The 21,341-nt window shown below is 59.2% G+C and carries 23 protein-coding genes; 11 read left to right on the top strand and 12 right to left on the bottom strand.

From position 1 onward, the window contains the following. Positions 1-107: 107 nt before the first annotated feature. Genes KGA98_RS05390 through KGA98_RS05380 form a run of 3 tightly spaced genes read left to right on the top strand, consistent with a single transcriptional unit; the run spans position 108 to position 2,732 of the window. The gene (locus KGA98_RS05390) at positions 108-425 is read left to right on the top strand and encodes a DUF2388 domain-containing protein (RefSeq protein ID WP_223501717.1); all 318 of its coding nucleotides are present in this window, start codon (positions 108-110) and stop codon (positions 423-425) included. A gap of 28 nt (positions 426-453) precedes the next feature. Beyond that, on the top strand, positions 454-774 hold the full coding sequence (locus KGA98_RS05385) for a DUF2388 domain-containing protein (RefSeq protein ID WP_057712574.1): 321 nt from the start codon (positions 454-456) through the stop codon (positions 772-774). Positions 775-806: 32 nt separating this feature from the next. Continuing rightward, the gene (locus KGA98_RS05380; protein ID WP_263287802.1) at positions 807-2,732 is read left to right on the top strand and encodes a DUF4105 domain-containing protein; all 1,926 of its coding nucleotides are present in this window, start codon (positions 807-809) and stop codon (positions 2,730-2,732) included. Positions 2,733-2,884: 152 nt separating this feature from the next. On the opposite strand, the gene trpA is transcribed toward KGA98_RS05380, so the two are convergent. Together trpA and trpB are read right to left on the bottom strand one after the other, a co-directional pair. Continuing rightward, entirely contained in the window at positions 2,885-3,697 is an 813-nt protein-coding gene (trpA, locus tag KGA98_RS05375) for a tryptophan synthase subunit alpha (protein WP_015092933.1), read from the bottom strand. Continuing rightward, on the bottom strand, positions 3,697-4,917 hold the full coding sequence (trpB, locus tag KGA98_RS05370; protein WP_223501713.1) for a tryptophan synthase subunit beta: 1,221 nt from the start codon (positions 4,915-4,917) through the stop codon (positions 3,697-3,699). Before trpB ends, trpA begins: the two co-directional genes overlap by 1 nt. Positions 4,918-5,041: 124 nt before the next feature. Here trpB and KGA98_RS05365 point away from each other — a divergent pair, with 124 nt between their 5' ends. After that, a complete protein-coding gene (locus tag KGA98_RS05365) occupies positions 5,042-5,935 on the top strand; it encodes a LysR family transcriptional regulator (RefSeq protein ID WP_223501711.1) in 894 nt (297 codons plus the stop codon). Here the strand turns inward: KGA98_RS05365 and KGA98_RS05360 are convergent. After that, positions 5,932-6,255 carry a YqjD family protein gene (locus KGA98_RS05360; protein WP_223501709.1) on the bottom strand — a complete coding sequence of 108 codons (324 nt, stop codon included), beginning with the start codon at positions 6,253-6,255 and terminating at the stop codon, positions 5,932-5,934. The genes KGA98_RS05365 and KGA98_RS05360 overlap by 4 nt on opposite strands. 157 nt (positions 6,256-6,412) lie before the next feature. On the opposite strand from KGA98_RS05360, the gene KGA98_RS05355 reads away from it, so the two are divergent. After that, positions 6,413-6,628 carry a dodecin gene (locus tag KGA98_RS05355; RefSeq protein ID WP_057712579.1) on the top strand — a complete coding sequence of 72 codons (216 nt, stop codon included), beginning with the start codon at positions 6,413-6,415 and terminating at the stop codon, positions 6,626-6,628. Between the two features lie 122 nt (positions 6,629-6,750). After that, entirely contained in the window at positions 6,751-6,972 is a 222-nt protein-coding gene (locus tag KGA98_RS05350) for a DUF1161 domain-containing protein (protein ID WP_218494518.1), read from the top strand. Between the two features lie 68 nt (positions 6,973-7,040). Here the strand turns inward: KGA98_RS05350 and KGA98_RS05345 are convergent, their stop codons facing one another. After that, complete coding sequence (locus KGA98_RS05345) at positions 7,041-8,042, bottom strand: LLM class flavin-dependent oxidoreductase (protein WP_057712580.1); 1,002 nt, start codon at positions 8,040-8,042, stop codon at positions 7,041-7,043. A gap of 239 nt (positions 8,043-8,281) precedes the next feature. Here KGA98_RS05345 and KGA98_RS05340 point away from each other — a divergent pair, with 239 nt between their 5' ends. After that, positions 8,282-8,713 carry an OsmC family protein gene (locus KGA98_RS05340; RefSeq protein ID WP_090452349.1) on the top strand — a complete coding sequence of 144 codons (432 nt, stop codon included), beginning with the start codon at positions 8,282-8,284 and terminating at the stop codon, positions 8,711-8,713. A 179-nt stretch (positions 8,714-8,892) separates the two neighbouring features. Continuing rightward, positions 8,893-9,126: a DUF1161 domain-containing protein gene (locus KGA98_RS05335; protein ID WP_223501707.1), complete on the top strand. Its 234-nt coding sequence runs from the start codon at positions 8,893-8,895 to the stop codon at positions 9,124-9,126. Positions 9,127-9,130: 4 nt separating this feature from the next. On the opposite strand, the gene KGA98_RS05330 is transcribed toward KGA98_RS05335, so the two are convergent. Both KGA98_RS05330 and KGA98_RS05325 read right to left on the bottom strand, forming a co-directional pair. Further along, positions 9,131-9,550 carry a hypothetical protein gene (locus tag KGA98_RS05330; RefSeq protein ID WP_223501705.1) on the bottom strand — a complete coding sequence of 140 codons (420 nt, stop codon included), beginning with the start codon at positions 9,548-9,550 and terminating at the stop codon, positions 9,131-9,133. Positions 9,551-9,590: 40 nt separating this feature from the next. Next, entirely contained in the window at positions 9,591-10,013 is a 423-nt protein-coding gene (locus KGA98_RS05325; protein WP_090452343.1) for a hypothetical protein, read from the bottom strand. Positions 10,014-10,072: 59 nt separating this feature from the next. On the opposite strand from KGA98_RS05325, the gene KGA98_RS05320 reads away from it, so the two are divergent. Then, positions 10,073-11,170: an aminopeptidase gene (locus tag KGA98_RS05320; protein ID WP_223501703.1), complete on the top strand. Its 1,098-nt coding sequence runs from the start codon at positions 10,073-10,075 to the stop codon at positions 11,168-11,170. On the opposite strand, the gene KGA98_RS05315 is transcribed toward KGA98_RS05320, so the two are convergent. The 4 genes from KGA98_RS05315 to KGA98_RS05300 all read right to left on the bottom strand — a co-directional run bounded on the left by KGA98_RS05315 (position 11,152) and on the right by KGA98_RS05300 (position 15,264). Continuing rightward, entirely contained in the window at positions 11,152-12,381 is a 1,230-nt protein-coding gene (locus KGA98_RS05315; protein ID WP_057712585.1) for a nucleoside recognition domain-containing protein, read from the bottom strand. The two genes, KGA98_RS05320 and KGA98_RS05315, sit on opposite strands and share 19 nt — an antisense overlap. A gap of 189 nt (positions 12,382-12,570) precedes the next feature. Beyond that, a complete protein-coding gene (gltP, locus tag KGA98_RS05310; RefSeq protein WP_057712586.1) occupies positions 12,571-13,902 on the bottom strand; it encodes a glutamate/aspartate:proton symporter GltP in 1,332 nt (443 codons plus the stop codon). An 838-nt stretch (positions 13,903-14,740) separates the two neighbouring features. Next, complete coding sequence (locus KGA98_RS05305; protein ID WP_090452337.1) at positions 14,741-14,905, bottom strand: DUF1328 domain-containing protein; 165 nt, start codon at positions 14,903-14,905, stop codon at positions 14,741-14,743. 71 nt (positions 14,906-14,976) lie between these two features. Continuing rightward, complete coding sequence (locus KGA98_RS05300; RefSeq protein ID WP_223501700.1) at positions 14,977-15,264, bottom strand: hypothetical protein; 288 nt, start codon at positions 15,262-15,264, stop codon at positions 14,977-14,979. Positions 15,265-15,698: 434 nt separating this feature from the next. Between KGA98_RS05300 and algB the strand changes: the two genes are divergently transcribed. Together algB and KGA98_RS05290 are read left to right on the top strand one after the other, a co-directional pair. Further along, entirely contained in the window at positions 15,699-17,045 is a 1,347-nt protein-coding gene (gene algB / locus KGA98_RS05295; RefSeq protein WP_057712588.1) for a sigma-54-dependent response regulator transcription factor AlgB, read from the top strand. 10 nt (positions 17,046-17,055) lie between these two features. Next, positions 17,056-18,846, top strand: coding sequence for a KinB sensor domain-containing domain (locus KGA98_RS05290; protein ID WP_223501698.1), 1,791 nt, complete (start codon positions 17,056-17,058; stop codon positions 18,844-18,846). A gap of 7 nt (positions 18,847-18,853) precedes the next feature. Here the strand turns inward: KGA98_RS05290 and KGA98_RS05285 are convergent, their stop codons facing one another. Further along, entirely contained in the window at positions 18,854-20,467 is a 1,614-nt protein-coding gene (locus KGA98_RS05285; RefSeq protein WP_057712590.1) for an EAL domain-containing protein, read from the bottom strand. A gap of 76 nt (positions 20,468-20,543) precedes the next feature. Then, positions 20,544-21,323 carry an N-acetylmuramoyl-L-alanine amidase gene (locus KGA98_RS05280; protein ID WP_057716533.1) on the bottom strand — a complete coding sequence of 260 codons (780 nt, stop codon included), beginning with the start codon at positions 21,321-21,323 and terminating at the stop codon, positions 20,544-20,546. Positions 21,324-21,341 lie beyond the last annotated feature (18 nt).

Here is a 21,341-nt window from a genome sequence, read left to right as displayed (position 1 = left end):
CGACTGCATAAGGCATGGGGCACGCCCGACGTGCCCCAATGTTTCGGCGCTGGCTCTAGAACGGGCCTTGCGCTAGCCTTGGGACTCACTTTCAACTGTCGAGTCTCATGCGTTTTCCTTCAAGTTTCTTGATCGCTCCAGCCTTTCTTACCCTTGGTTACTGCGGATCGGCCCACGCTTATGACGCCTTCAACCTGTCCACCCAAGGCATCGTCGCCAGCGGTTACGCCACAAGTTTGGTGACCTCCGCCCCCTTCGACCATAAACTGCTGCTCGCTGCCCATGATGACGCCGCGGCATTCATTGCCAGTGACGGCCAACTGAGAGGCGCACGACTGGAGGCGGCCTTGCGGTATCTGCGTCGAACCCAGGCAAAACTTCATGCCAACGACCTTGAACTGGCACAAGCAATTCTCGTCCAATAGTTATCCCTGTTTTTTCTGGAGTCATTCCATGCGTAACCCGCTGATTGCTGCCACCTTAGGTCTGCTGCTGTTGGCCGATGTGGCCCAGGCACATACTCTGGTTGCCACCAGTAATATTCTGATCCGTGCTACCCAGCGCACCCTCGATTTCACCTCCGACACCACTACGTCCATTCGCGATTCGAAAATCGTGCGCGAAGCCCAGGACGATGCCGCCAGTTTCGTTGCCAGCAATGGCGACATTCGTGGCGCTCACCTGGAATCCGCCTTCGATTTACTGCGTACCCGTGTGCCGGAAGCTCGTGACGCCAGTGACCAGGATCTCGCCGAAGCCATCCTCGCACTGTGAAGCGTCAAGGTGCCTGGCTGCTGGCCGGGGCCATGTTGCTGCTCGGCAACACGGCCCACGCTGGCCTTCAATTACAGCTCAAGACCGAAGGTCTGACTCCCGCCCAACAGCAAGCCAGCCAGGCGTTGCTCGATGAAGCCATGCAGGCACTGCCGCCACGCTTTATCGAGCAACTCGATCGACGGATCGACGTCGACTGGACGGATGACATGCCGGGCAACGCCTACGGTCAGGCGTCACTGGTGTCCGAACTCGATCTGAACCGCAACCTGCTGGCCAGCCTCACCGATGGCAGCGCCGCGACCAAGAAAACCCATCGCCCCCATGGCACCGTGCGCCGGGAAATGCTGGCCACGGTAGTGCACGAGCTGACTCACATCTACGATCGCTCGCGCCTGTGGCCGGATGCCGAACGCAAGCTGATTCAGCGCTGCACCCAGCGCAACAACAGCTCAGGGCTGGTTGGCATTCCCGACCAATGCCGGGGCCAGTCCGATCGGCGTTTTACCCTCAGTGACGATCCGCGTCTGCTCGACCTCGCCGGCTGGCAGCAATACGTAGGCCGTCGCGGTGAACGCGAACAGCACAATCGCCAGATTGCCCGCAGCCCGGACATCTACGAGACCAGCAGTCCAAAGGAGTTCGTCGCGGTCAACATGGAGTATTTCCTCCTCGACCCGAGCTACGCCTGCCGCCGTCCCTCGCTATATCGCTACTACCAGGAGCATTTCGGCTGGGCGCCTGCCGCCAAAGACACCTGTAGCAAGACCTTCGCGTTCCTCAATGCCGGCAGCGACTTCGCCAAGACACCTTTGGGCCAGGTCGATCCGGAGCGAGTCTATGCCGTTGACTATCTGCTGGCCGAGGCCAACCAGAACCTGTTCAGCCGCTGGGGTCACAGCATGTTGCGCCTGGTGATCTGCGCGCCAGGCCGACCACGCGGACCGGATTGCCGATTGGATCTGGACCAGCATCTGGTGCTGTCTTACCGCGCCTTCGTCGGCGACGTGCAGCTGTCGAGCTGGGATGGCCTGGTCGGTAAATACCCGTCGCGACTGTTTATCCTGCCGCTATCCCAGGTCATCGACGAATACACCAAGACCGAACTGCGCAGCCTGGCCTCCGTGCCCCTGAACCTGTCGCGCAGAGAGATTGAAGACGTGGTCGGACGTGCCGCCGAGATGCACTGGAGCTACGACGGCAACTACTTCTTCCTGTCAAACAACTGCGCAGTGGAAGAACTGAAATTACTGCGCGGCGGCACCAACAACCCGCAACTGGTGGGACTCGACAACATCATGCCCAACGGTTTGCTGGAAGTGCTGAAGGGCCGCGGACTGGCGGACACCAGCGTGCTGGACGATCCGCGAGAGGCCTTGCGCCTGGGCTATCGTTTCGACTCCTTCCGCGATCGCTATCAGGCCATGTTCGAGATACTGAAAAAGCAATTGCCGATCAAACAGGAAACCGTCGAAGACTGGCTCGAATTGAAAGCGGCAGAGCGTCGGCAATGGTTCGAGCAGGCCGATTTGCGCACCAGCGCGGCATTGCTGCTATTGGAACAGGCCAGCTTCCGTCAGCAGTTGCTGCTGGCCCAGGATGAAGTGAAGCAGCGCTATCTGGGCGCCCGAGAACTAAAGAATGGCGGCATGGACAAGGCCAACGAGACGCTCAAGGACATTCTGGCCAACAGTGGTTTCCTCAGTCGGCCGGCAGAACTGCTGGGCACCAAGGGTTATGGCCTGCCGCAACCGAGCGAGTGGGAGCATCTGGAATCGGAAAGCAGCCAGCGCCAGAAGCAGCTCCTGGCGCTGTCCGGGGATCTGGACAAGGAAGTGAGGGCATTGCTTGAACCGGGCCGCGCCGCCGAAATGGCCGCCAACGAGGCCAACGTGAAGCAGATTGGTGAACACCTGCGCAAACTGCACAAGGCATCAGGCGGGATAGAGTTGCCTTGATACCGCAACCTGTGGGAACGAGCTCGCTCCCACAAGATTCACAGCGTTTAGCCACACATAGCAAAAGGGCTTCAGAACTCAGTCCTGAAGCCCTTTTTGCTGTTCAGCCTGTGCCGCGCGGCTCTAATTCCACTGTCTCAGGCACTTTACCCTCAGCTGACGCGGGCCTTACGCACGCCTTCGGCCAACGCAGAGCACAGGCTCAGCACGCCATCCACGGCTTGTTCCGGGGAGGTGGCATTGGCGATGTGATCGATCAACGCCGAGCCCACCACAACACCGTCGGCCAGACGCGCGATGGACGCCGCCTGTTCCGGAGTCCGGATACCGAAACCGATGCTGATCGGCAGGTCGGTATGGCGACGCAGACGGGCGACCGCTTCCTCGACGTGTTCCAGTGTGGCAGCGCCGGCGCCGGTCACACCGGCCACCGATACGTAGTAGACGAAGCCGGAGCTGCCGTTGAGTACGGTCGGCAGGCGCACATCGTCGGTGGTTGGCGTGGTCAGGCGAATGAAGTCCAGGCCCGCGGCCTGCGCCGGGTCGCACAGTTCGCCGTTATGCTCTGGCGGCAGGTCGACCACGATCAGGCCGTCAACGCCGGCCTCCTTGGCTTCGGCGATGAAGCGCGGTACGCCGTACATGTGGATCGGGTTGAAGTACCCCATCAGCACCAGCGGTGTTTCGTTGTTGTCCTGGCGGAACTCGCGAACCATTTGCAGAGTTTTCGCCAGATTCTGCTTGGCACCCAACGCACGGATGTTGGCGAGCTGGATTGCCGGGCCGTCAGCCATCGGATCGGTGAAGGGCATGCCCAGCTCGATCACATCGGCGCCAGCCGCCGGCAAGCCCTTGAGGATAGCCAGGGACGTGTCATAGCCCGGGTCGCCGGCGGTCACGAAGGTCACCAGAGCGGCACGGTTCTGTTCCTTGAGTTCGGCAAAACGCGTTTGCAGGCGGCTCATCAGTGTTTCTCCTGCTTTGATTGTTCCATGTGGTGCATCACGGTCTGCATGTCTTTATCGCCACGGCCGGACAGGTTGACCACCATCAGGTGATCCTTTGGCAAGGTCGGGGCGCGCTTGAATACTTCAGCCAGGGCATGGGCGCTTTCCAGGGCAGGGATGATCCCTTCCAGGCGGCAGCACTGGTGGAATGCAGCGAGGGCTTCGTTGTCGGTCACCGAGGTGTACTGAACGCGGCCGATGTCATGCAACCAGGCGTGTTCCGGGCCGATGCCCGGGTAGTCCAGGCCGGCGGAGATCGAGTGGGCATCGATGATCTGGCCATCGTCGTCCTGCAGCAGGAAGGTGCGGTTGCCGTGCAACACACCGGGTACGCCGCCGTTCAGGCTGGCCGCATGCTTGCCGGTCTCGATGCCATAGCCGGCGGCTTCGACGCCGATGATCTCGACACTCTTGTCGTCGAGGAACGGGTGGAACAGGCCCATGGCGTTGGAACCACCGCCGATGCACGCCACCAGGCTGTCCGGCAGGCGACCTTCCTGGGCTTGCAGCTGCTCGCGGGTTTCCTTGCCGATCACGGCCTGGAAGTCGCGAACCATCGCCGGGTAAGGGTGCGGACCAGCCACGGTGCCGATCAGGTAGAAGGTGCTGTCGACGTTGGTCACCCAGTCACGCAGGGCTTCGTTCATCGCGTCTTTCAGCGTGCCGGTACCGGCTACCACCGGGATCACTTCGGCACCCAGCAGCTTCATGCGGAACACGTTGGCCTGCTGACGCTCGATGTCAGTGGTGCCCATGTAGATCACGCAATCCAGACCGAAACGTGCAGCAACAGTGGCCGTGGCTACACCGTGCATGCCGGCGCCGGTCTCGGCGATGATGCGCTTCTTGCCCATGCGCCGCGCCAGCAGGATCTGGCCGATGCAGTTGTTGATCTTGTGCGCGCCGGTGTGGTTCAGCTCTTCACGCTTGAGGTAGATCTTCGCGCCGCCGCAGAACTCGGTCAGACGTTCGGCGAAGTACAGCGGGCTTGGACGTCCGACGTAGTCGCGCTGGAAGTAGGCCAGTTCTTCCTTGAATGCAGGATCTTCCTTGGCCAACTCATATTCGCGGGCCAGGTCGAGGATCAACGGCATCAGGGTTTCGGCAACGTAGCGGCCGCCGAACGCGCCAAACAGGCCGTTGGCATCAGGGCCGTTGCGCAGATTAGTCTGGGTCATGGGGCGCTCCAGTTGAATGCATGAAGTGATGCATAAAGAGATAGTGGGCTTCACTCTACCCCTGACGCCCCGGCCTGAAAACCGATAAGATCGCCACAACCTGTCAGGAAAACTCACAGATCAAATGAGCCATGACCTTCCTCCGCTGAACGCGCTTCGCGCCTTCGAAGCCACTGCCCGCTTGAACAGCGTCAGTCAGGCGGCCGAACAGCTGCACGTCACCCACGGCGCAGTCAGTCGGCAACTCAAGTTACTTGAAGAACACCTCGGCGTAAGCCTGTTCATCAAGGACGGTCGCGGCCTGAAACTCACAGATGCCGGGTTGCGCCTGCGTGACGCCAGCAGCGAAGCCTTCGAGCGCCTGCGCAGCGTTTGCGCCGAACTCACACAAAGCTCCGCCGATGCGCCATTCGTGCTCGGTTGCTCTGGAAGTCTGCTGGCGCGCTGGTTTATTCCAAGACTGGGGAGACTCAATGCCGACCTGCCGGACTTGCGCTTGCACCTGTCGGCCGGAGAGGGCGATCTGGATCCGCGAAGACCGGGGCTGGATGCCTTGCTCGTATTTGCCGAGCCACCCTGGCCGGCGGACATGCAGGTTTTTGAGCTGGCCAGCGAACGTATCGGCCCGGTCATGAGCCCGCGGTTCGCCGGCTATGAACGGCTCAAGAAGGCGCCGGAAACTGCACTGCTGAACGAAGCCTTGCTGCACACCACGTCACGCCCGCAAGCCTGGCCGAACTGGGCGCAACCACGCGGGCTCGACGCCAGGGCGCTGAAGTACGGCCAGGGATTTGAACATTTGTATTACTTGCTGGAAGCCGCCGTCGCAGGTCTGGGCGTGGCGATTGCCCCCGAACCCTTGGTGACGGAGGACTTGAAGGCCGGCCGCCTGATTGCGCCTTGGGGCTTCAGTGAAACCCCGGCGCAACTGGCGTTGTGGCTACCCAAGCGCGCCGCGGACGGGCGCGCCCGGCAACTGGCGCAGTGGCTCAAGAACGAGCTGCGTCGCGCGGATTAATCACGCTTGCACAACAGATAAGCAGCCAGCAAGCCTAATGCACCCACGGCGACACCAGCTGTTGTCCAAGGATGTTCATGGGCGTAGTCCCGGGTGGCAATCCTGGTTTCACGGGTTTTGACCTTGACCTCTTCATAGGCATCGCCAAGCAAATGGCGCGAGTGTTTCAACGCATTCTCGGCGTTGCTTTTCAGGGTCTTGAGGGTTTTACGCGACTCGTCCGAGGCGTCGTCCTTCAGGCTTTCCAAAGACTTGAGCAGACTCTCGATCTCGGCTTCCATGCTTTGCAATGAGGCTTTGCGTAACGAGGTGTTGGCCATGGTGGCTCTCCTGCATTGGTGATGAGTGGCGTGTGTTGGTTGGGACTTCATGGGTTCGAGAAAGTGCAGAAAATCTGAACTTCACCCTCAGAACGACCAACAGAAGAAATAGGAAAAATCACTGCTAGTCTGTAATTCACACGCCGAGGAGAACGCCATGTCTGACCATCACACCTACAAGAAAATCGAGCTGATCGGCTCGTCCACCAGCAGTATCGAAGATGCGATCAACAACGCGCTGGCCGAAGCCAGCAAAAGCATCAAGTACATGGAATGGTTTGAAGTGACCGAGACCCGTGGGCACATAAGGGACGGCAAGGCTGCGCACTTTCAAGTGACCTTGAAAGTCGGGTTCCGGATTGCCAGCAGCTGACTTTGGGCTAGTCTTCTGAACTTGCACGCCGGTCGAATGCCATAGGGAATGGCAAAGCACTACATGAGTGCGTCCGGCTGACGGCTGGTTACCCCCTATGATCCGACCAGGGAATGCAACCGATGAAGAAGTTTATGTTGGCAGTAGGTTTGTTGAGCCTTGCGGGGAGCGCGTTGGCGGGCGGCAAGCCATGCGAAGAGCTGAAAGCCGAAATCGCAGCGAAACTTGATGCCAAGGGCGTTTCCGGTTACTCGCTGGAGATTGTCGACAAAGGTGCCGCAGGCGGCGGAAAAGTTGTTGGCAAATGCGAAGCGGGTGCCAAAGTGATCGTCTATAAAAAGTAGGCCGATTCTCGCCCGAATGAAAAAGCCGACGCCGTGGCGCCGGCTTTTTTATGCCTGCCGTTTGAGCATCAACCCCGCATGACCTGCGCCAGCAGTTCGTAGGAATGCACGCGATCGGCATGTTCGTACAGGTCACAGGTGAAAATCAGCTCGTCAGCCTGGGTCTGTTCGATCAGGACCTCGAGTTTGGCGCGGATTTTCTGCGGGCTGCCGATCATCGCCAGGCCAAGGAAATCGTGCACGGCATCTTTCTCATGGGGCAGCCACAGGCCGTCCATGGTCTTCACCGGTGGACGCTGTACCAGGCTTTGGCCACGCATCAGGGCGAGAATCCGCTGAAACACCGAGGTCGCCAGGAAATCGGCCTGCTCGTCGGTATCGGCTGCCACCAATGGCACGCCGAGCATCACGTAGGGCTTGTCCAAAACGGCTGACGGCTTGAAGTGATTGCGGTAGACCCGAATCGCTTCATGCATGTAGCGCGGTGCAAAATGCGATGCGAAGGCGTAGGGCAAACCGCGCTCACCGGCCAGTTGCGCACTGAACAGGCTCGACCCCAACAACCAGACCGGCACATTGGTCCCGGTCCCCGGCATGGCGATGATTCGTTGGTCCGGGGTACGTGGCCCAAGGTAGCGCACCAGTTCCGCCACGTCTTCCGGGAAATCGTCGGCGCTGCCGGAGCGTTCGCGGCGCAGCGCACGTGCGGTCATCTGGTCGGAACCGGGGGCACGCCCCAGGCCCAGATCGATCCGGCCCGGATAAAGGCTTTCCAGAGTGCCGAACTGTTCGGCGATCACCAACGGTGCGTGGTTGGGCAACATTACCCCGCCCGAACCGACTCGAATGGTCGACGTGCCACCGGCCAGGTAACCGAGTAGCACCGAAGTCGCGGAACTGGCGATGCCATCCATGTTGTGGTGCTCAGCCACCCAGAAGCGGTTGTAACCGAACTTCTCGACATGCTGCGCCAGGTCCAGCGAGTTGCGCAGCGATTGGGCCGCGCTGCCGTTCTCGCGAACGGGCACCAGATCGAGGGTCGAGAACTTGATATCGGACAGTCGTTTCATAAACCTGCTTCTCCAATTGAGGGCGCAGGTTTGTTCTTGCGAACGCAAACCTGCCGAATCCAAAAGCGTATTCATGCAATGTGGGCATATACCCGAGTTTCAATAGCCCGGTAAAAAATCCCGCGAAAAAAGCAGACTGATCGGGCGAGATGAACTTTGCGCCACTGTCTATCCTCACAACCCTGGCAAGTGAAAACCACGAAGGCGCGACGTTTCGCGCCAATCTTGAGGAGACAGGCATGGCTATCGTTAAGAAAGCATCGGCCCATTGGGAAGGTGATCTGAAAACCGGCATCGGCTCGATTTCCACAGAAACCGGCGTGCTCCGGGAAGCTCCCTATGGCTTCAAGGCGCGCTTCGAGGGCGGCCGGGGCACCAACCCGGAAGAGTTGATCGGCGCGGCCCACGCCGGCTGTTTCTCCATGGCGTTTTCCATGATTCTCGGTGATGCCGGCCTGAAGGCCGATAGCATCGACACCCAGGCAGAAGTCACTCTGGATCAAGTGGACGGCGGTTTTGCGATCACCGCAGTGAAATTGATTCTGAAAGCGAAAATCCCCGGGGCGACGCAGGCGCAGTTCGAAGAACTCAGCAACAAGGCCAAAGAGGGCTGCCCGGTATCCAAAGTGCTGAATGCGAAGATCAGCCTGGAGGCAACATTGGTCGGCTAGATTTTAATTGAAACGAAAAGATCGCAGCCTTGCGCAACCTGCCGGGATCATTTGGCAAAAGGTGCTCAAGGCTGCGATCTTTTTTGCGTCGCGACAGACTCGCCCGCTAAAACTGTGGTCGAATAAATGACAGCAGCGAAAACCACGATTGTGCGTGCTGCCTCAAAGGAGCTTCAACCATGAAACGTTTTGCCTTGGCGGTTATCTGTTGCGCACTGGCCACTTCGGCCTTGGCGGCACCGAAACCCTGCGAAGAGCTCAAGACCGAGATCGAAGCCAAGATCCAGGCCAGCGGCGTCACTTCCTACACGCTTGAAATCGTCACCAACGACGAGGTCCATGACCAGAACATGGTTGTGGGTTCGTGCGAAAACGGCACCAGGAAAATCATTTACCAGAAAAACGACCGCTGACCGCTCACATCAGGCAGTAGGATTCCCGGTCTTCAGCAACGATTTCGCGCTTGGCATTGTACAGCCGGGCACCGGGGGTAAAGGCGATGGAACGGCCTTCGAGCACATAACGCTGACCGGCTTCGAAATGATCGTATTTGATGGTCAGGTAGCACAGCCGCTCCGAGGGGCCGCCCATCATGCCCAATCCGCCACCAGGTACTTCAAAGTCGAAACGCACGATCAGTTCATGGCTTCCCGGCGTGACCTCGAAAAAACGCCCGTCGCGCAGGCGTTGTTTATCCAGTCGTTCGGCCATCAACAATTTGTCGTTAGGGAAGGGCGTCGAAAACTCTACCCAGGCCATTTGTGGATTGGGTGTCGGCATCGGGCTTTGGCAGCCCGCGACAACACTGGCTGCGAGTAACAGCATCAACCTGCGCATGATGGATGTCCCAAGGGATATGCATCCAGCATAACGCCGATCAGGTGTGTTGACAGCCTGCCGGTGTGCCTTGGCCAATCACTTTGCGCTGTTGATCGTAGAGTTTCGCCCAAGGCCGAAAACCGATGTTCCCCGCCTGTAGTTGATAACGCTCACCCGCGTTGAAGTCGCTGAATTTCACGCTCAACTGACAATCGCGCCACAACGGCTCGGCGTCCGGGCCGATATTGGTGGGCTGGACCGCGAATTGGTAGCGGACCGTCAACTCATGGCTACCGGGATGAACCTGGAAATAGCGTTTATCGTCGGTGATTTTGTCATCGACCTCCAGCGCCTGCAGCGCCGTATCTTCCTGCTTCGAATCAAGGTCGATCCAGGCTTGCGCAGGATCATGGCGGGGTATTCCGAAACCAGCACAGCCGGCCAGCATCAGCAAGCCTCCTGACAGTATCAACATGCGCATAGCGGAGCTCCAGTCTGGCGGGATAGTCTTGTGGAAAGACTCTCCAAGGAAGAATTATTGTGATCAGGCCGCTTCCTAGCCTTGGGTTACTTGATCGCGTTTTTCGCGTTTTGTTTCCGAGCCTGCTGTTTTTGTTGCTCAACGGCTGCACCAGCACCAGCTATTACAGCCAACTGGCTAGCGGCCAACTGCAGTTGCTGCGGGCGAGGGAGCCAGTTTCCAGCGTGATTGCCGACCCGGCGCGCGATCAAAAACTGCGTACACACCTGGAGCAATCGCAAAAGGCCCGAACCTTCGCCAGCCAGCAATTGCACCTGCCGGATAACCAGAGCTACCGCCTGTACGCGGACATTGGGCGTCCGTTCGTCGTCTGGAATGTCTTCGCCACACCGGAATTTTCCCTCAAGCCCGTAAACCACTGCTTCCCCATCGCCGGTTGTGTTGCTTATCGCGGTTACTACAGCCAGAGCGCAGCCCGCGGTGCAGCGGCTTTGCAACGCTTGCAAGGCATGGACGTGTCGATTGGCGGCGTCGAGGCCTATTCGACACTTGGCTGGTTCAACGACCCGATCATCAGTTCGATGATGGGCTGGGGGGATGAGCGACTGGCCACGCTGATCTTTCACGAGCTCGCCCATCAGCGTTTCTATGTGAAGGACGACACGGAGTTCAACGAATCCTTCGCCACCTTCGTCGAGCAGGAAGGTACTCGCCAATGGCGCGCCTACCGCCACATGCCACCGGATAACAATGCGCAGGCACGTCAGCGCGACCAGTTCACTGAGTTGGTACTCAAGACCCGCACCCGACTGGAAAAGCTCTATACCTTGCCGTTGCCAACCGAACAAATGCGCCAGCGCAAGGCGGCCGAGTTCGAACGCTTGCGCAGCGAATACCGGCAATTGCGTGACAGTCAGTGGGCCGCAGACAAACGCTACGACGCGTGGATCCATGCCCCCATGAACAACGCCCGGTTATTGCCGTTTGGTTTGTACGACCAATGGGTGCCGGCTTTTGCCGCGCTGTTCCATCAGGAGGGTGGCGACTGGCTCAAATTTTACACCGCCGTGGAAAAGCTCGGCGCCTTGCCGACGGGCGAGCGCAAGGCCGCGCTGAAAGTGTTGGCTGGCGGGGTCGATCAACCAAAGAACCAGTAGCAAACCCCGATAGCCCCCAGCACCCCGGCAAGCTCCGCCAGCAATGCGCAGCCAACCGCATGGCGTGCGCGCTGGATGCCCACGGCACCGAAGTACACCGCCAGCACATAGAACGTCGTTTCCGTACTGCCCTGGATTGTTGCTGCCACCAGCGCCGGGAAGCTGTCCACGCCCGAGGTCTTCATGGTTTCAATCAGCATCGCCCGGGCGGCGCTTCCCGAGAAGGGTTTGACCATCGCCGTCGGCAGCGCATCGACGAAACGCGTGTCCCAACCGGCCCATTCCACCAGATGACGGATCCCGTCCAGACCGAAGTCCAGTGCCCCGGATGCCCGCAGGACACCCACCGCGCAGAGCATCGCCACCAGGTAGGGCAGCAAGTTCTTGGCGACATCGAAACCCTCTTTGGCACCTTCAACGAAAGCCTCGTAGACCTTCACTTGGCGCAGCGCGCCGATCACTAAAAACAGCATGATCAGGCCAAACAGCGTCAGGTTGCCGAGGATCGATGACAGGCCGGCCAGAGCGGTCGCCGAAAGGGTTGCCAGCAACGCCATGAAGCCACCGAGGGCGAGAGCGCCGGGGATCAGGTAGGCCAGCACCACGGGGTCCCAGACGCGCAAGCGCTGCATGAACGCCACTGACAGGAAGCCGACAATGGTCGAGCAACTGGTCGCCAGCAGGATCGGCAGGAACACCAGCGTCGGGTCCGGCGCGCCTTGCTGGGCGCGATACATGAAGATGGTCACCGGCAGCAGGGTCAGCGAGGAGGCGTTGAGCACCAGGAACAGGATCTGTGCATTGCTGGCGACGGTAGCGCTGGGATTGAGTTCTTGCAGTGCCTTCATGGCCTTGAGGCCGATCGGCGTGGCGGCGTTGTCCAGGCCCAAGCCGTTGGCTGCGAAGTTAAGGGTGATCAGGCCGATGGCTGGATGACCCGGCGGGACTTCAGGCATCAGGCGCAAAAACAGTGGCCCCAGGGCCCTTGCCAGCCATTCGACGATCCCGGCTTTCTCGGCAATGCGCAGAAAACCCAGCCAGAGGGTCAGGGTGCCGAACAGCAGCACCATGACTTCGACCGACAGCTTGGCCATGGCAAAAATGCTTTCCACCATCGCCGCGAATATCCCGGCGTTGCCACCGATCAGCCACTGGGCCAGCGCCGATACAGCTGCCACGATGAAGAAGCCAAGCCACAGGCCATTGAGCATCAGTCAAATCCCCCCAAAAGATCCGCGAATGATAGCGGGGTAGCCAGAAACGACAAACCCCGGATTTCTCCGGGGTTTGTTGTAGGAGCGAGCTTGCTCGCGATGGATGTCAATGATGATGCGGGCATTCTGGATAAGCCCGGTGCCCCTGACACCATCGCGAGCAAGCTCGCTCCCACAGGTTTTGCATCAATTGCTGGAGGTTTCACCCGCCGGCAGTTTTTCCTTGCTGCGCCAGTGCGGCAGGGAGTTCCAGTAGCGCTGGCCCTTGGCGTCGTCGTACATGCCTTCCCAACGAGCGATAACCAGAACGGCCAGGGCGTTGCCGATCACGTTCAGTGCGGTACGAGCCATGTCCATGACGCGGTCGACACCGGCGATGAACGCCAGGCCTTCCAGAGGAATACCGACGCTGCCCAGGGTGGCCAGCAGTACCACGAAGGACACACCCGGTACGCCGGCGATGCCTTTGGAGGTGACCATCAACGTCAGTACCAGCAGCAGTTGCTGGCTGATCGACAGGTCGATGCCATACAGCTGGGCAATGAAGATCGCCGCGATGCTTTGGTACAGGGTCGAACCGTCGAGGTTGAAGGAGTAACCGGTCGGCACCACGAAACTGCAAATGGCTTTCGGCGCGCCGTAGGCTTCCATCTTCTCGATCACGCGCGGCAGCACGGTTTCGGAGCTGGCGGTGGAGTAGGCCAGTACCAGCTCATCCTTGAAGATGCGCATCAGCTTGATCACAGAGAAGCCGAACAGGCGAGCGATCAGGCCCAGGATCACAAAAGCGAAGAAGGCGATGGCGACGTAAACCAGGATCACCAGTTTGGCCAGCGGTATCAGCGACGCGAAGCCGAAGTTGGCAACGGTCACCGCGATCAGTGCGAACACGCCGATCGGAGCGTAGTTCATGATCATGTGAGTGACCTTGAACATGCTTTCCGAAACGCCCTGGAACATCTTCACCAGCGGCTCGCGCAGGTCCGCCTGCAGGCTCGACAAACCGAGACCGAACAATACAGAGAAGAAGATGATCGGCAGCATTTCGCCGCGAACCATGGCCGCAAAGATGTTCGACGGGATCAGGTTGAGGATGGTTTCGATGAACGCATGTTCATGCTGAACCTCGGCCGCCGTGGCCTGGTACTTGGAAATGTCCACAGTGCCCAGGGTGCTCATGTCGATGCCGGCACCCGGATGGAACAGGTTGGCCAGCAGCAGACCGACCACGATGGCGATGGTGGTGACGATTTCGAAGTAGATGATGGTCTTGAAGCCGATGCGCCCCAGCTTCTTGGCGTCACCGACGCCGGCAATGCCGACGATCAAAGAGGAAATGACGATCGGGATCACGATCATCTTGATCAGACGGATAAAGATATCGCCTGCCGGTTGCAGGACGTTGCTGATCCACCAGGCTTTTTCGGCACTGAAATGGTTGAGCAGCGCACCGATTGCAATCCCCAATACCAGACCGATGAGGATCTGCCAGGCGAGGCTAAGCTTTGCCTTCTTCATATCTTTACCCTTACTTGTTGTTTGACTCAGGGAGATGCGCGAACTGGAACGCTTGTGGCGAAAAAGTCCAGTGCATCTGCCCCCCGTATAAGGTGCCCCGGAACGCGTGTTTACGGCTCTCTGGCAGGCGAAAAAAGGCGCAACTATTCCGATGCAAGGAAGCGCCGTCTAATGCCGTAAACGCCTACCCCATGCCGAATCGGCATGAGGTTTTTTTACCGAAACGCGCGTCCCAACCGGTTCGAATACGACATTTCGGCAGGCATAAGTGCCGTGAACCGGTCATCACAGAGCAGATTGAGTATTTTTCGAGCAGTGGCCGAGCGTTGATTTTTCGGCAAAATCCCGCAGGACGAAGGGAAAAATCGCGGCCAAAGAAAGGTGATTTTTCTCGATATACGGTCGCAGATGAAACACCGAGAAAAGTATTTTCCGACGTAACACGGACAAGGACGGGATAACACTGATGAAATCGAGACGAGCGCTCTATTTCAATGTGTTGCTTGATCAAGCCCTTGGCAAGTCCGTCGAGCCTTGGCGGTCCGACGAACTTGCGCAGCAGCTTTTCCTGACCCGGCCCTTGCGCAGGTACTCCCTGTACCCGTAGGTCACTCCGCCCCTGAAACAGGCAGAACGTCCCGACCCCTTGGTCATGCGCCGGCCTTCCTCAGGTGGCGCAGGTGGAAAGAGGCGCTGTGGCCTCCTTCGTGTACAAATTCTGTCCGGTCAACAAGCCTGCATGGGCAGGTCAGGCATATCGGGGAAACGCCAGCCCGCATGCCATGGCACTACCGCCCAACAGCTGGGCGGCTGCCAAGTCTTGAACAACCCTCTCATATCAGCCTCGACCGCGACGGCCCAAGAAGAAGGAGACAATGAACATCACCAGGAACACGACAAACAAAATCTTGGCGATACCCGTGGCGGTGCCCGCGATACCACCGAAGCCCAGTACAGCAGCGATGATGGCGATGATCAGGAATGTGATTGCCCAGCTCAACATGGTGATTCTCCTTACGCTTCTGTTTAAAGGTGCTGCGTTTCCCGGCGCATGGGGTGCGGCGGAAGTTTTGCCTAGAACACCCAACGCTCTTGATGACGTATCTCACCCACAGGCCCGGCCTGGTCGACATCCATCATGCGCATCGGGGGGCTATCGGCCTGACCGCTGCTGACAGCGCTGAAATGGGTTTGGGTCGGATGCGGAATCGACAAGCGTGGCGCTTCCGGCTGCTGGCTCTGCTCCCAGCGCAGAAACTGCTGGCCGCCGATCAGGGTGATCAACAGTGCCAGAACGGCAAACAACCCTTGCTGGACAGACACAGGCGAGAGGTGCAGGTGGGCGGCACGTTGACGGTTCATCCTGGAGCTCCTACCACTGGGGTCGGTATTCGATTGCGGGCGTTTGTTTTTGAATGCCCTGGTTAACCAGACAATTGCAGCCTGCATGCCAGCTTTTATTTTGAATAATTTCTTTTTATATCAATGCTTTATGAGCATAAAAAAATTCACTTCGCACGCATCCTGCACGATGCCTCTTGTTCAGTCGTGCGTATTGCACGATTGGTTTGAAGGAAGACGTAAATTTTTTGAATTGAGAGAAGGGCGCGGATGTCAGAAATACACGCTGGCCTTTGCAGGAAACCGGGCATCCATTTAAGACGCACGAAATTAGCCGGCTAAGCGATACATGGGATGAAAGCTACCCTGCCATGACAGGAATGGCTCAGAATCAATCATGCAACTTGCCCGATTTCTCCGGGACATAACGATCATTCATTAAGGAGCGTAGGAAAATGGAGTCCGCCACTGAGCATCAAGGCCGCATTCTGCTGGTGGATGACGAATCCGCCATCCTGCGTACTTTCCGTTATTGCCTCGAAGACGAAGGCTACAGCGTGGCCACCGCCACCAGCGCCGCGCAGGCAGAAGCCCTGTTGCAACGTCAGGTTTTCGACCTGTGCTTCCTCGACTTGCGCCTGGGTGAAGACAACGGCCTCGATGTGCTGGCCCAGATGCGTATCCAGGCGCCCTGGATGCGGGTGGTGATCGTCACTGCGCACTCTGCCGTCGACACGGCGGTGGATGCGATTCAGGCTGGCGCCGCCGACTATCTGGTCAAACCGTGCAGCCCCGATCAATTGCGGCTGGCAACCGCCAAGCAACTGGAAGTGCGGCAATTGTCGGCGCGACTGGAAGCCCTGGAAGGCGAGGTACGCAAGCCCATGGATGGTCTGGACTCCCACAGCCCGGCCATGAAAGTGGTACTCGAAACCGCCCGCCAGGTTGCCACGACCGATGCCAATATCCTGATTCTGGGTGAATCCGGTACCGGCAAGGGCGAACTGTCCCAAGCCATTCACGGCTGGAGCAAACGCGCGAAGAAATCCTGCGTCACGATCAACTGCCCGTCGCTGACCGCCGAGCTCATGGAAAGCGAACTCTTCGGCCACAGCCGCGGCGCCTTCACCGGCGCCAGCGAAAGCACCTTGGGCCGAGTCAACCAAGCTGACGGCGGAACGCTGTTTCTCGACGAGATCGGCGACTTTCCCCTGACATTGCAGCCGAAGTTGCTGCGTTTTATTCAGGACAAGGAATATGAGCGCGTCGGTGATCCGGTGACCCGCCGTGCCGATGTGCGCATCCTTGCGGCCACCAACCTCAACCTTGAGGACATGGTGCGCGACGGTCGTTTCCGTGAAGACCTGCTCTATCGCCTGAATGTCATTACCTTGCACCTGCCACCGCTACGCGAACGCCGCGAAGATATTCTCAACCTGGCCGACCGTTTCCTGGCACGCTTCGTCAAGGAGTACGCCCGTCCCGCGCGCGTCTTCAGCGACGAGGCCCGGGAAGCACTGCTGGGCTATCGCTGGCCGGGCAACATCCGTGAACTGCGCAACGTGATCGAACGGGCGAGCATCATCTGTCCGCAGGAGCGGGTCGAGATCAGTCATCTGGGCATGGCTGAAACCCCGGTCAACAATGCACCTCGCATCGGCGCGGCACTGAGCCTGGATGAGCTGGAGAAGGCCCACATCGGCGCGGTCCTGGCCACCGCCGATACCCTGGATCAAGCGGCGAAAACCCTGGGCATCGACGCCTCGACGCTGTACCGCAAACGCAAGCAGTACAACTTGTGAGCAATCGCCGATGAAACTGGCGATGAAATTGCGGACCCGACTTTTCCTGAGCATCTCCGCACTGATCACCGTCGCGTTGCTCGGGCTCTTGCTCGGGCTGGTCAGCGTGATGCAGATGGCCGGCAGCCAGGAAGCACTGATCCGCAGTAACTTCATCACCCTGGACCTGGGGCTCAAGCTGCGTCAGACCCTGGGTGATCAACTGATCATCATGCTCAGCGAGAAGCCTGACTCCGCCGCTTTCGCCGCCTCGAAGCAGCGTTACTTCGAACTGCTGGAGGAAGGCATCGCCCAGGAACCGGAGGAAACCGGAAGCGAGCACGGTTTCAGAAAAGCCAAGGCCGACTACGAGCGCTTTATCCAGGCTTATGAAGCGTCCCCGGACCCGTCGAAGGTGCTCAGCAGCCACGACAACCTGACGGAAAAATTCAATGCGCTACGCAATGGCCTGATCGCCGAGCACAAGCGCGCGCTTGATAACATTAGCGATACCGAGCGCCAGGCCCGGGAGCAGGCGCTGCTGTTTGCCGGGTTGCTTGGCTTGGTGGGGCTGGCGGTGCTGATCATCGGCTTCGTGACCGCACAAGCCATCGCCCGGCGTTTCGGGGAGCCCATCGAGGCCTTGGCCAAGGCGGCGGACAATATCGGCCAAGGCAATTTCGATGTCACCCTGCCGATTTCTTCGGCGGTGGAACTGAACCAGCTGACCCGGCGTTTCGGGATCATGGCCCAGGCGCTGCGTGAACATCAGGCCACCAACGTAGATGAGCTGCTGGCCGGTCAGCAGCGCTTGCAGGCCGTGCTCGACAGCATCGACGACGGACTGCTGATGATCGACCGTCAGGGCCATCTGGAACACCTTAACCCTGTAGCCCAGCGTCAGTTGGGCTGGGAGTCCGATCGTCTGGGTCAGGGGCTGGGTACGGCGCTGGAGCGCCCCGAGCTCGATGAGCAGCTGCAACTGGTGCTGCGCGGCGGCACGCTGGAGCGGGCTCCGGAAGACTTGAGTGTCGAAGTCGATGGTGAGTCGAGACTGCTCACCTACAGCCTGACCCCGGTCAGCCATACCCAGGGCCATATTCTGGGTGCCGTGATGGTGCTGCATGACGTCACGGAGCAACGAGCGTTCGAACGGGTACGCAGCGAATTCGTATTGCGAGCCTCCCATGAATTACGCACACCGGTCACCGGCATGCACATGGCCTTCGGATTGTTCCGTGAGCGCGCTCACTTTGCCCCGGATTCCCGGGAAGCCGACCTGCTCGATACCGTTAACGAAGAGATGCAGCGGCTGATGCAGTTGATCAATGACCTGCTGAATTTCTCCCGTTACCAGAACGGTTTGCAGAAACTCACCCTGACGCCGTGTTCCATCGAGGCGTTGCTGGAACAGGCTCGGTCACGTTTTGCCACATCGGCCGAAGAGAAGGAAATCAATCTGCTGGTGGAAGTGCAGGGGCCTTTGCCGCGGTTGCAGGCCGATCAGCCACAACTGGAGCGGGTACTCGACAATTTGCTCGACAACGCCTTACGTCACACCGGCTCCGGCGGGCGGATACGCTTGCAGGCCCGGCGTCACGGTGACCGGGTCATCATCAGTGTCGAGGACAACGGCGAAGGTATTGCCTACGGTCAGCAGGGGCGGATCTTCGAGCCCTTCGTGCAGGTTGGACGCAAGAAGGGCGGGGCCGGGCTCGGCCTGGCCTTGTGCAAGGAAATCGTACAATTGCATGGCGGACGGATGGGTGTCTATTCACGGCCGGGGCAAGGTACTCAGTTCTACATGACGCTGACCGTTTAGGTCACCCTCACGCTTCGTCATCCAGGCGCCGGCCGGCTCGACGCCGTCCCCGGGTAATCAATTCAGTGAACTGCACTGCGCTCAACGCTCGGGCGAACAGCCAGCCCTGGCCGAACTTCACGCCTTCACTGCACAGGAACGCGGCCTGGGCCTCATGTTCGATGCCCTCGGCAATCACCTTCAGGTGCAGCGACTGGGCCATATGAATGATATGCGGCGCCACGCCGCTGCTGGCGGCGTCATGGCCCAGCGCATCAATGAACGCCTTGTCGATTTTCAGGCAATCGACCGGCAGGGTTTGCAAATAGGCGAGGCTGCAATAACCCGTGCCAAAATCATCGATCAACACCTGATGCCCGACATCCCGTAGCGCTTGCAGGTTTTCCCGGGCCACCACCACATCGACCAGCCCGCGCTCGGTGACTTCAAAAGCAATTTGCCGCGCAGCGACGCGATGCAGGGTCAGCAGCCGCGCCATCACCTGGCCAATCCGCGGAACCATCACATCACACGCCGCGAGATTGACCGAGATGTACAGCTGCGGGTTCGCACGCAGCAACTGGCCGAGTTGCTCGAGCAGGCGCTGCAAGACGAAGTCCGTCATCTGGCGAATCTGCCCGGTGTTCTCCGCCATCGGAATGAACAGATCGGGACTGGTCAGGGTACCGTCCGGCCTGCGCCAGCGCAGCAGCGCTTCAGCCCCGACACAGTTGCGGCTATCGAGGTCGAAAATTGGTTGATACAGCACCTGCAACTCGCCACGGCGAATCGCGCCGGCCAGTTCGGCGTCCAGCGACTGCCGCTGGCGCACCAGCAGAAACACCAGGAACCCAACGCATATGCCCAGCGCGAGGCTGGCCGGCAGCAACCACCACCAGACCGCCGGGATATGCATGCCGGTGCGTGGGCTGATCAACACCAACTGATATTCCGGGTTGTCGGTGGGCATCCGGTATATCAGGCGTGCCTGGGTGATCTGCAGCGCATCACGGTTTTTCGGTGGCCAGGCCTCGGCCGGCGGCCAGACCTGAGAAGCGCCCAGCACCGGAATCGCGCGCGCGCCATGGTCCAGGACCACCAGCAGGCTGCTGCCCGGCGACAGGTCGACCATATCGGTCAAATGCCCGCGAGAGGTCGCCACCCGGAAATTCCCGCGCCCGAGCATCAGCGCGGCGCGGTTTTCATCGGGTTCGGTGGTGGTGTTGAGCCAATAGCTGTAGGTCGGGCCTTTGATGTCTGGCGATCGACTCAGCGACAGCCCTTCCTGACGAGGGCGATTGGAGCAGATTCGCGAGGAGTCCATGTAGGCGGCTTCGTAGACGAAGCGATAATTGAACGTAACCTGTTGCAAGGTCGCGATCATTTCAGCATCGCAGCCGCGCAACGGTTGCGCTTCAAGGTCATCAAGGCTTTCACGCAGTTGCCCGAAGAGCTGTTCGAGGCGGGCGAGGAAGCGTTCGCCCTGAGCATTCATTTCTTCGCTTTCGCTTTGCTCGACCTGGTGTATGGCGACGAACAGGCTGCCGGCCATCAATAATGTTGCGCTCAAGACAGTAGACATCAGCCCCAGGAACCAGGGGCGATGGAACCAACTACGGAAGGTCTCTCGAGCAGCAGTCATTGTGCAATATCCGATGTATTACCAATGAGTTATAGCTGCTGATTGGAAAAAAGCCCTGACCGTCGGGCGGGCGTCATTATTTTGTCTGGTTCAACACCCACAGTAGCGCGGCGGTTTGCGCATCCGGAGTGCCATCGAAACGCGCCGGACGGAAATGCATCTGAAATGCCGCTATCACATGTCGTGTCGCGACATCGAGCTCGCCGGTCTGTGGCGAGGCATAACCCAGGCGGGCCAACTGCGCCTGAAACCAACTGATGCTCGGCAACTGCTCGGCGAACAACATTTGCTGGCGCGCCACCGACTGTTCATTCGGCCAGATGCCCAAGCCTTCGGCGGCCAGACGCTTCCAGGGGAACAGCGGCCCCGGGTCCAGCTTGCGCAAGGGTGCAATATCACTATGGCCAATGATCTCGCGAGGTTTTATGCCGTGACGTTTGCTAATGTCCTTGAGCAACACGATCAGCGACTGGACCTGGTCTTCGGTGTAGGGATACCACACGCGTCCGGTCGGGGTGTCCTCGAAGCCCGGGTTGACGATTTCGATACCGATGGAACTGGAGTTCAGCCAGGTGCGGCCATTCCACTCACTCTCCCCGGCGTGCCAGGCCCGCACATTTTCATCCATCAGCTTGTAGATGGTGGCGCCCTTGTCGTCGCCGATCAGGTAATGGCTGCTGACCTCACCGTGGGTCAGCAATTGCAACGAACGCTCCAGCGAAGCATTGGTGTAATGCACCACCACAAATTGCACGCGGCTGTCGTAATTGGCCGAAGAGTGGCTGGTGTTGAAACGGGGACCGCTGGCACAGCCGGCAAGCACAATCAGCGATAAGATCAGAGCAAAATATTTCATGGCGAAAGGCAGTACACG

The organism is Pseudomonas sp. BF-R-24 (genome assembly GCF_019947335.1).
Taxonomy (GTDB): Bacteria; Pseudomonadota; Gammaproteobacteria; order Pseudomonadales; family Pseudomonadaceae; genus Aquipseudomonas; species Aquipseudomonas jessenii.
The sequence above is the reverse complement of the archived record's forward strand: the minus strand, read 5'-3'. Positions and strand labels throughout refer to the sequence as shown.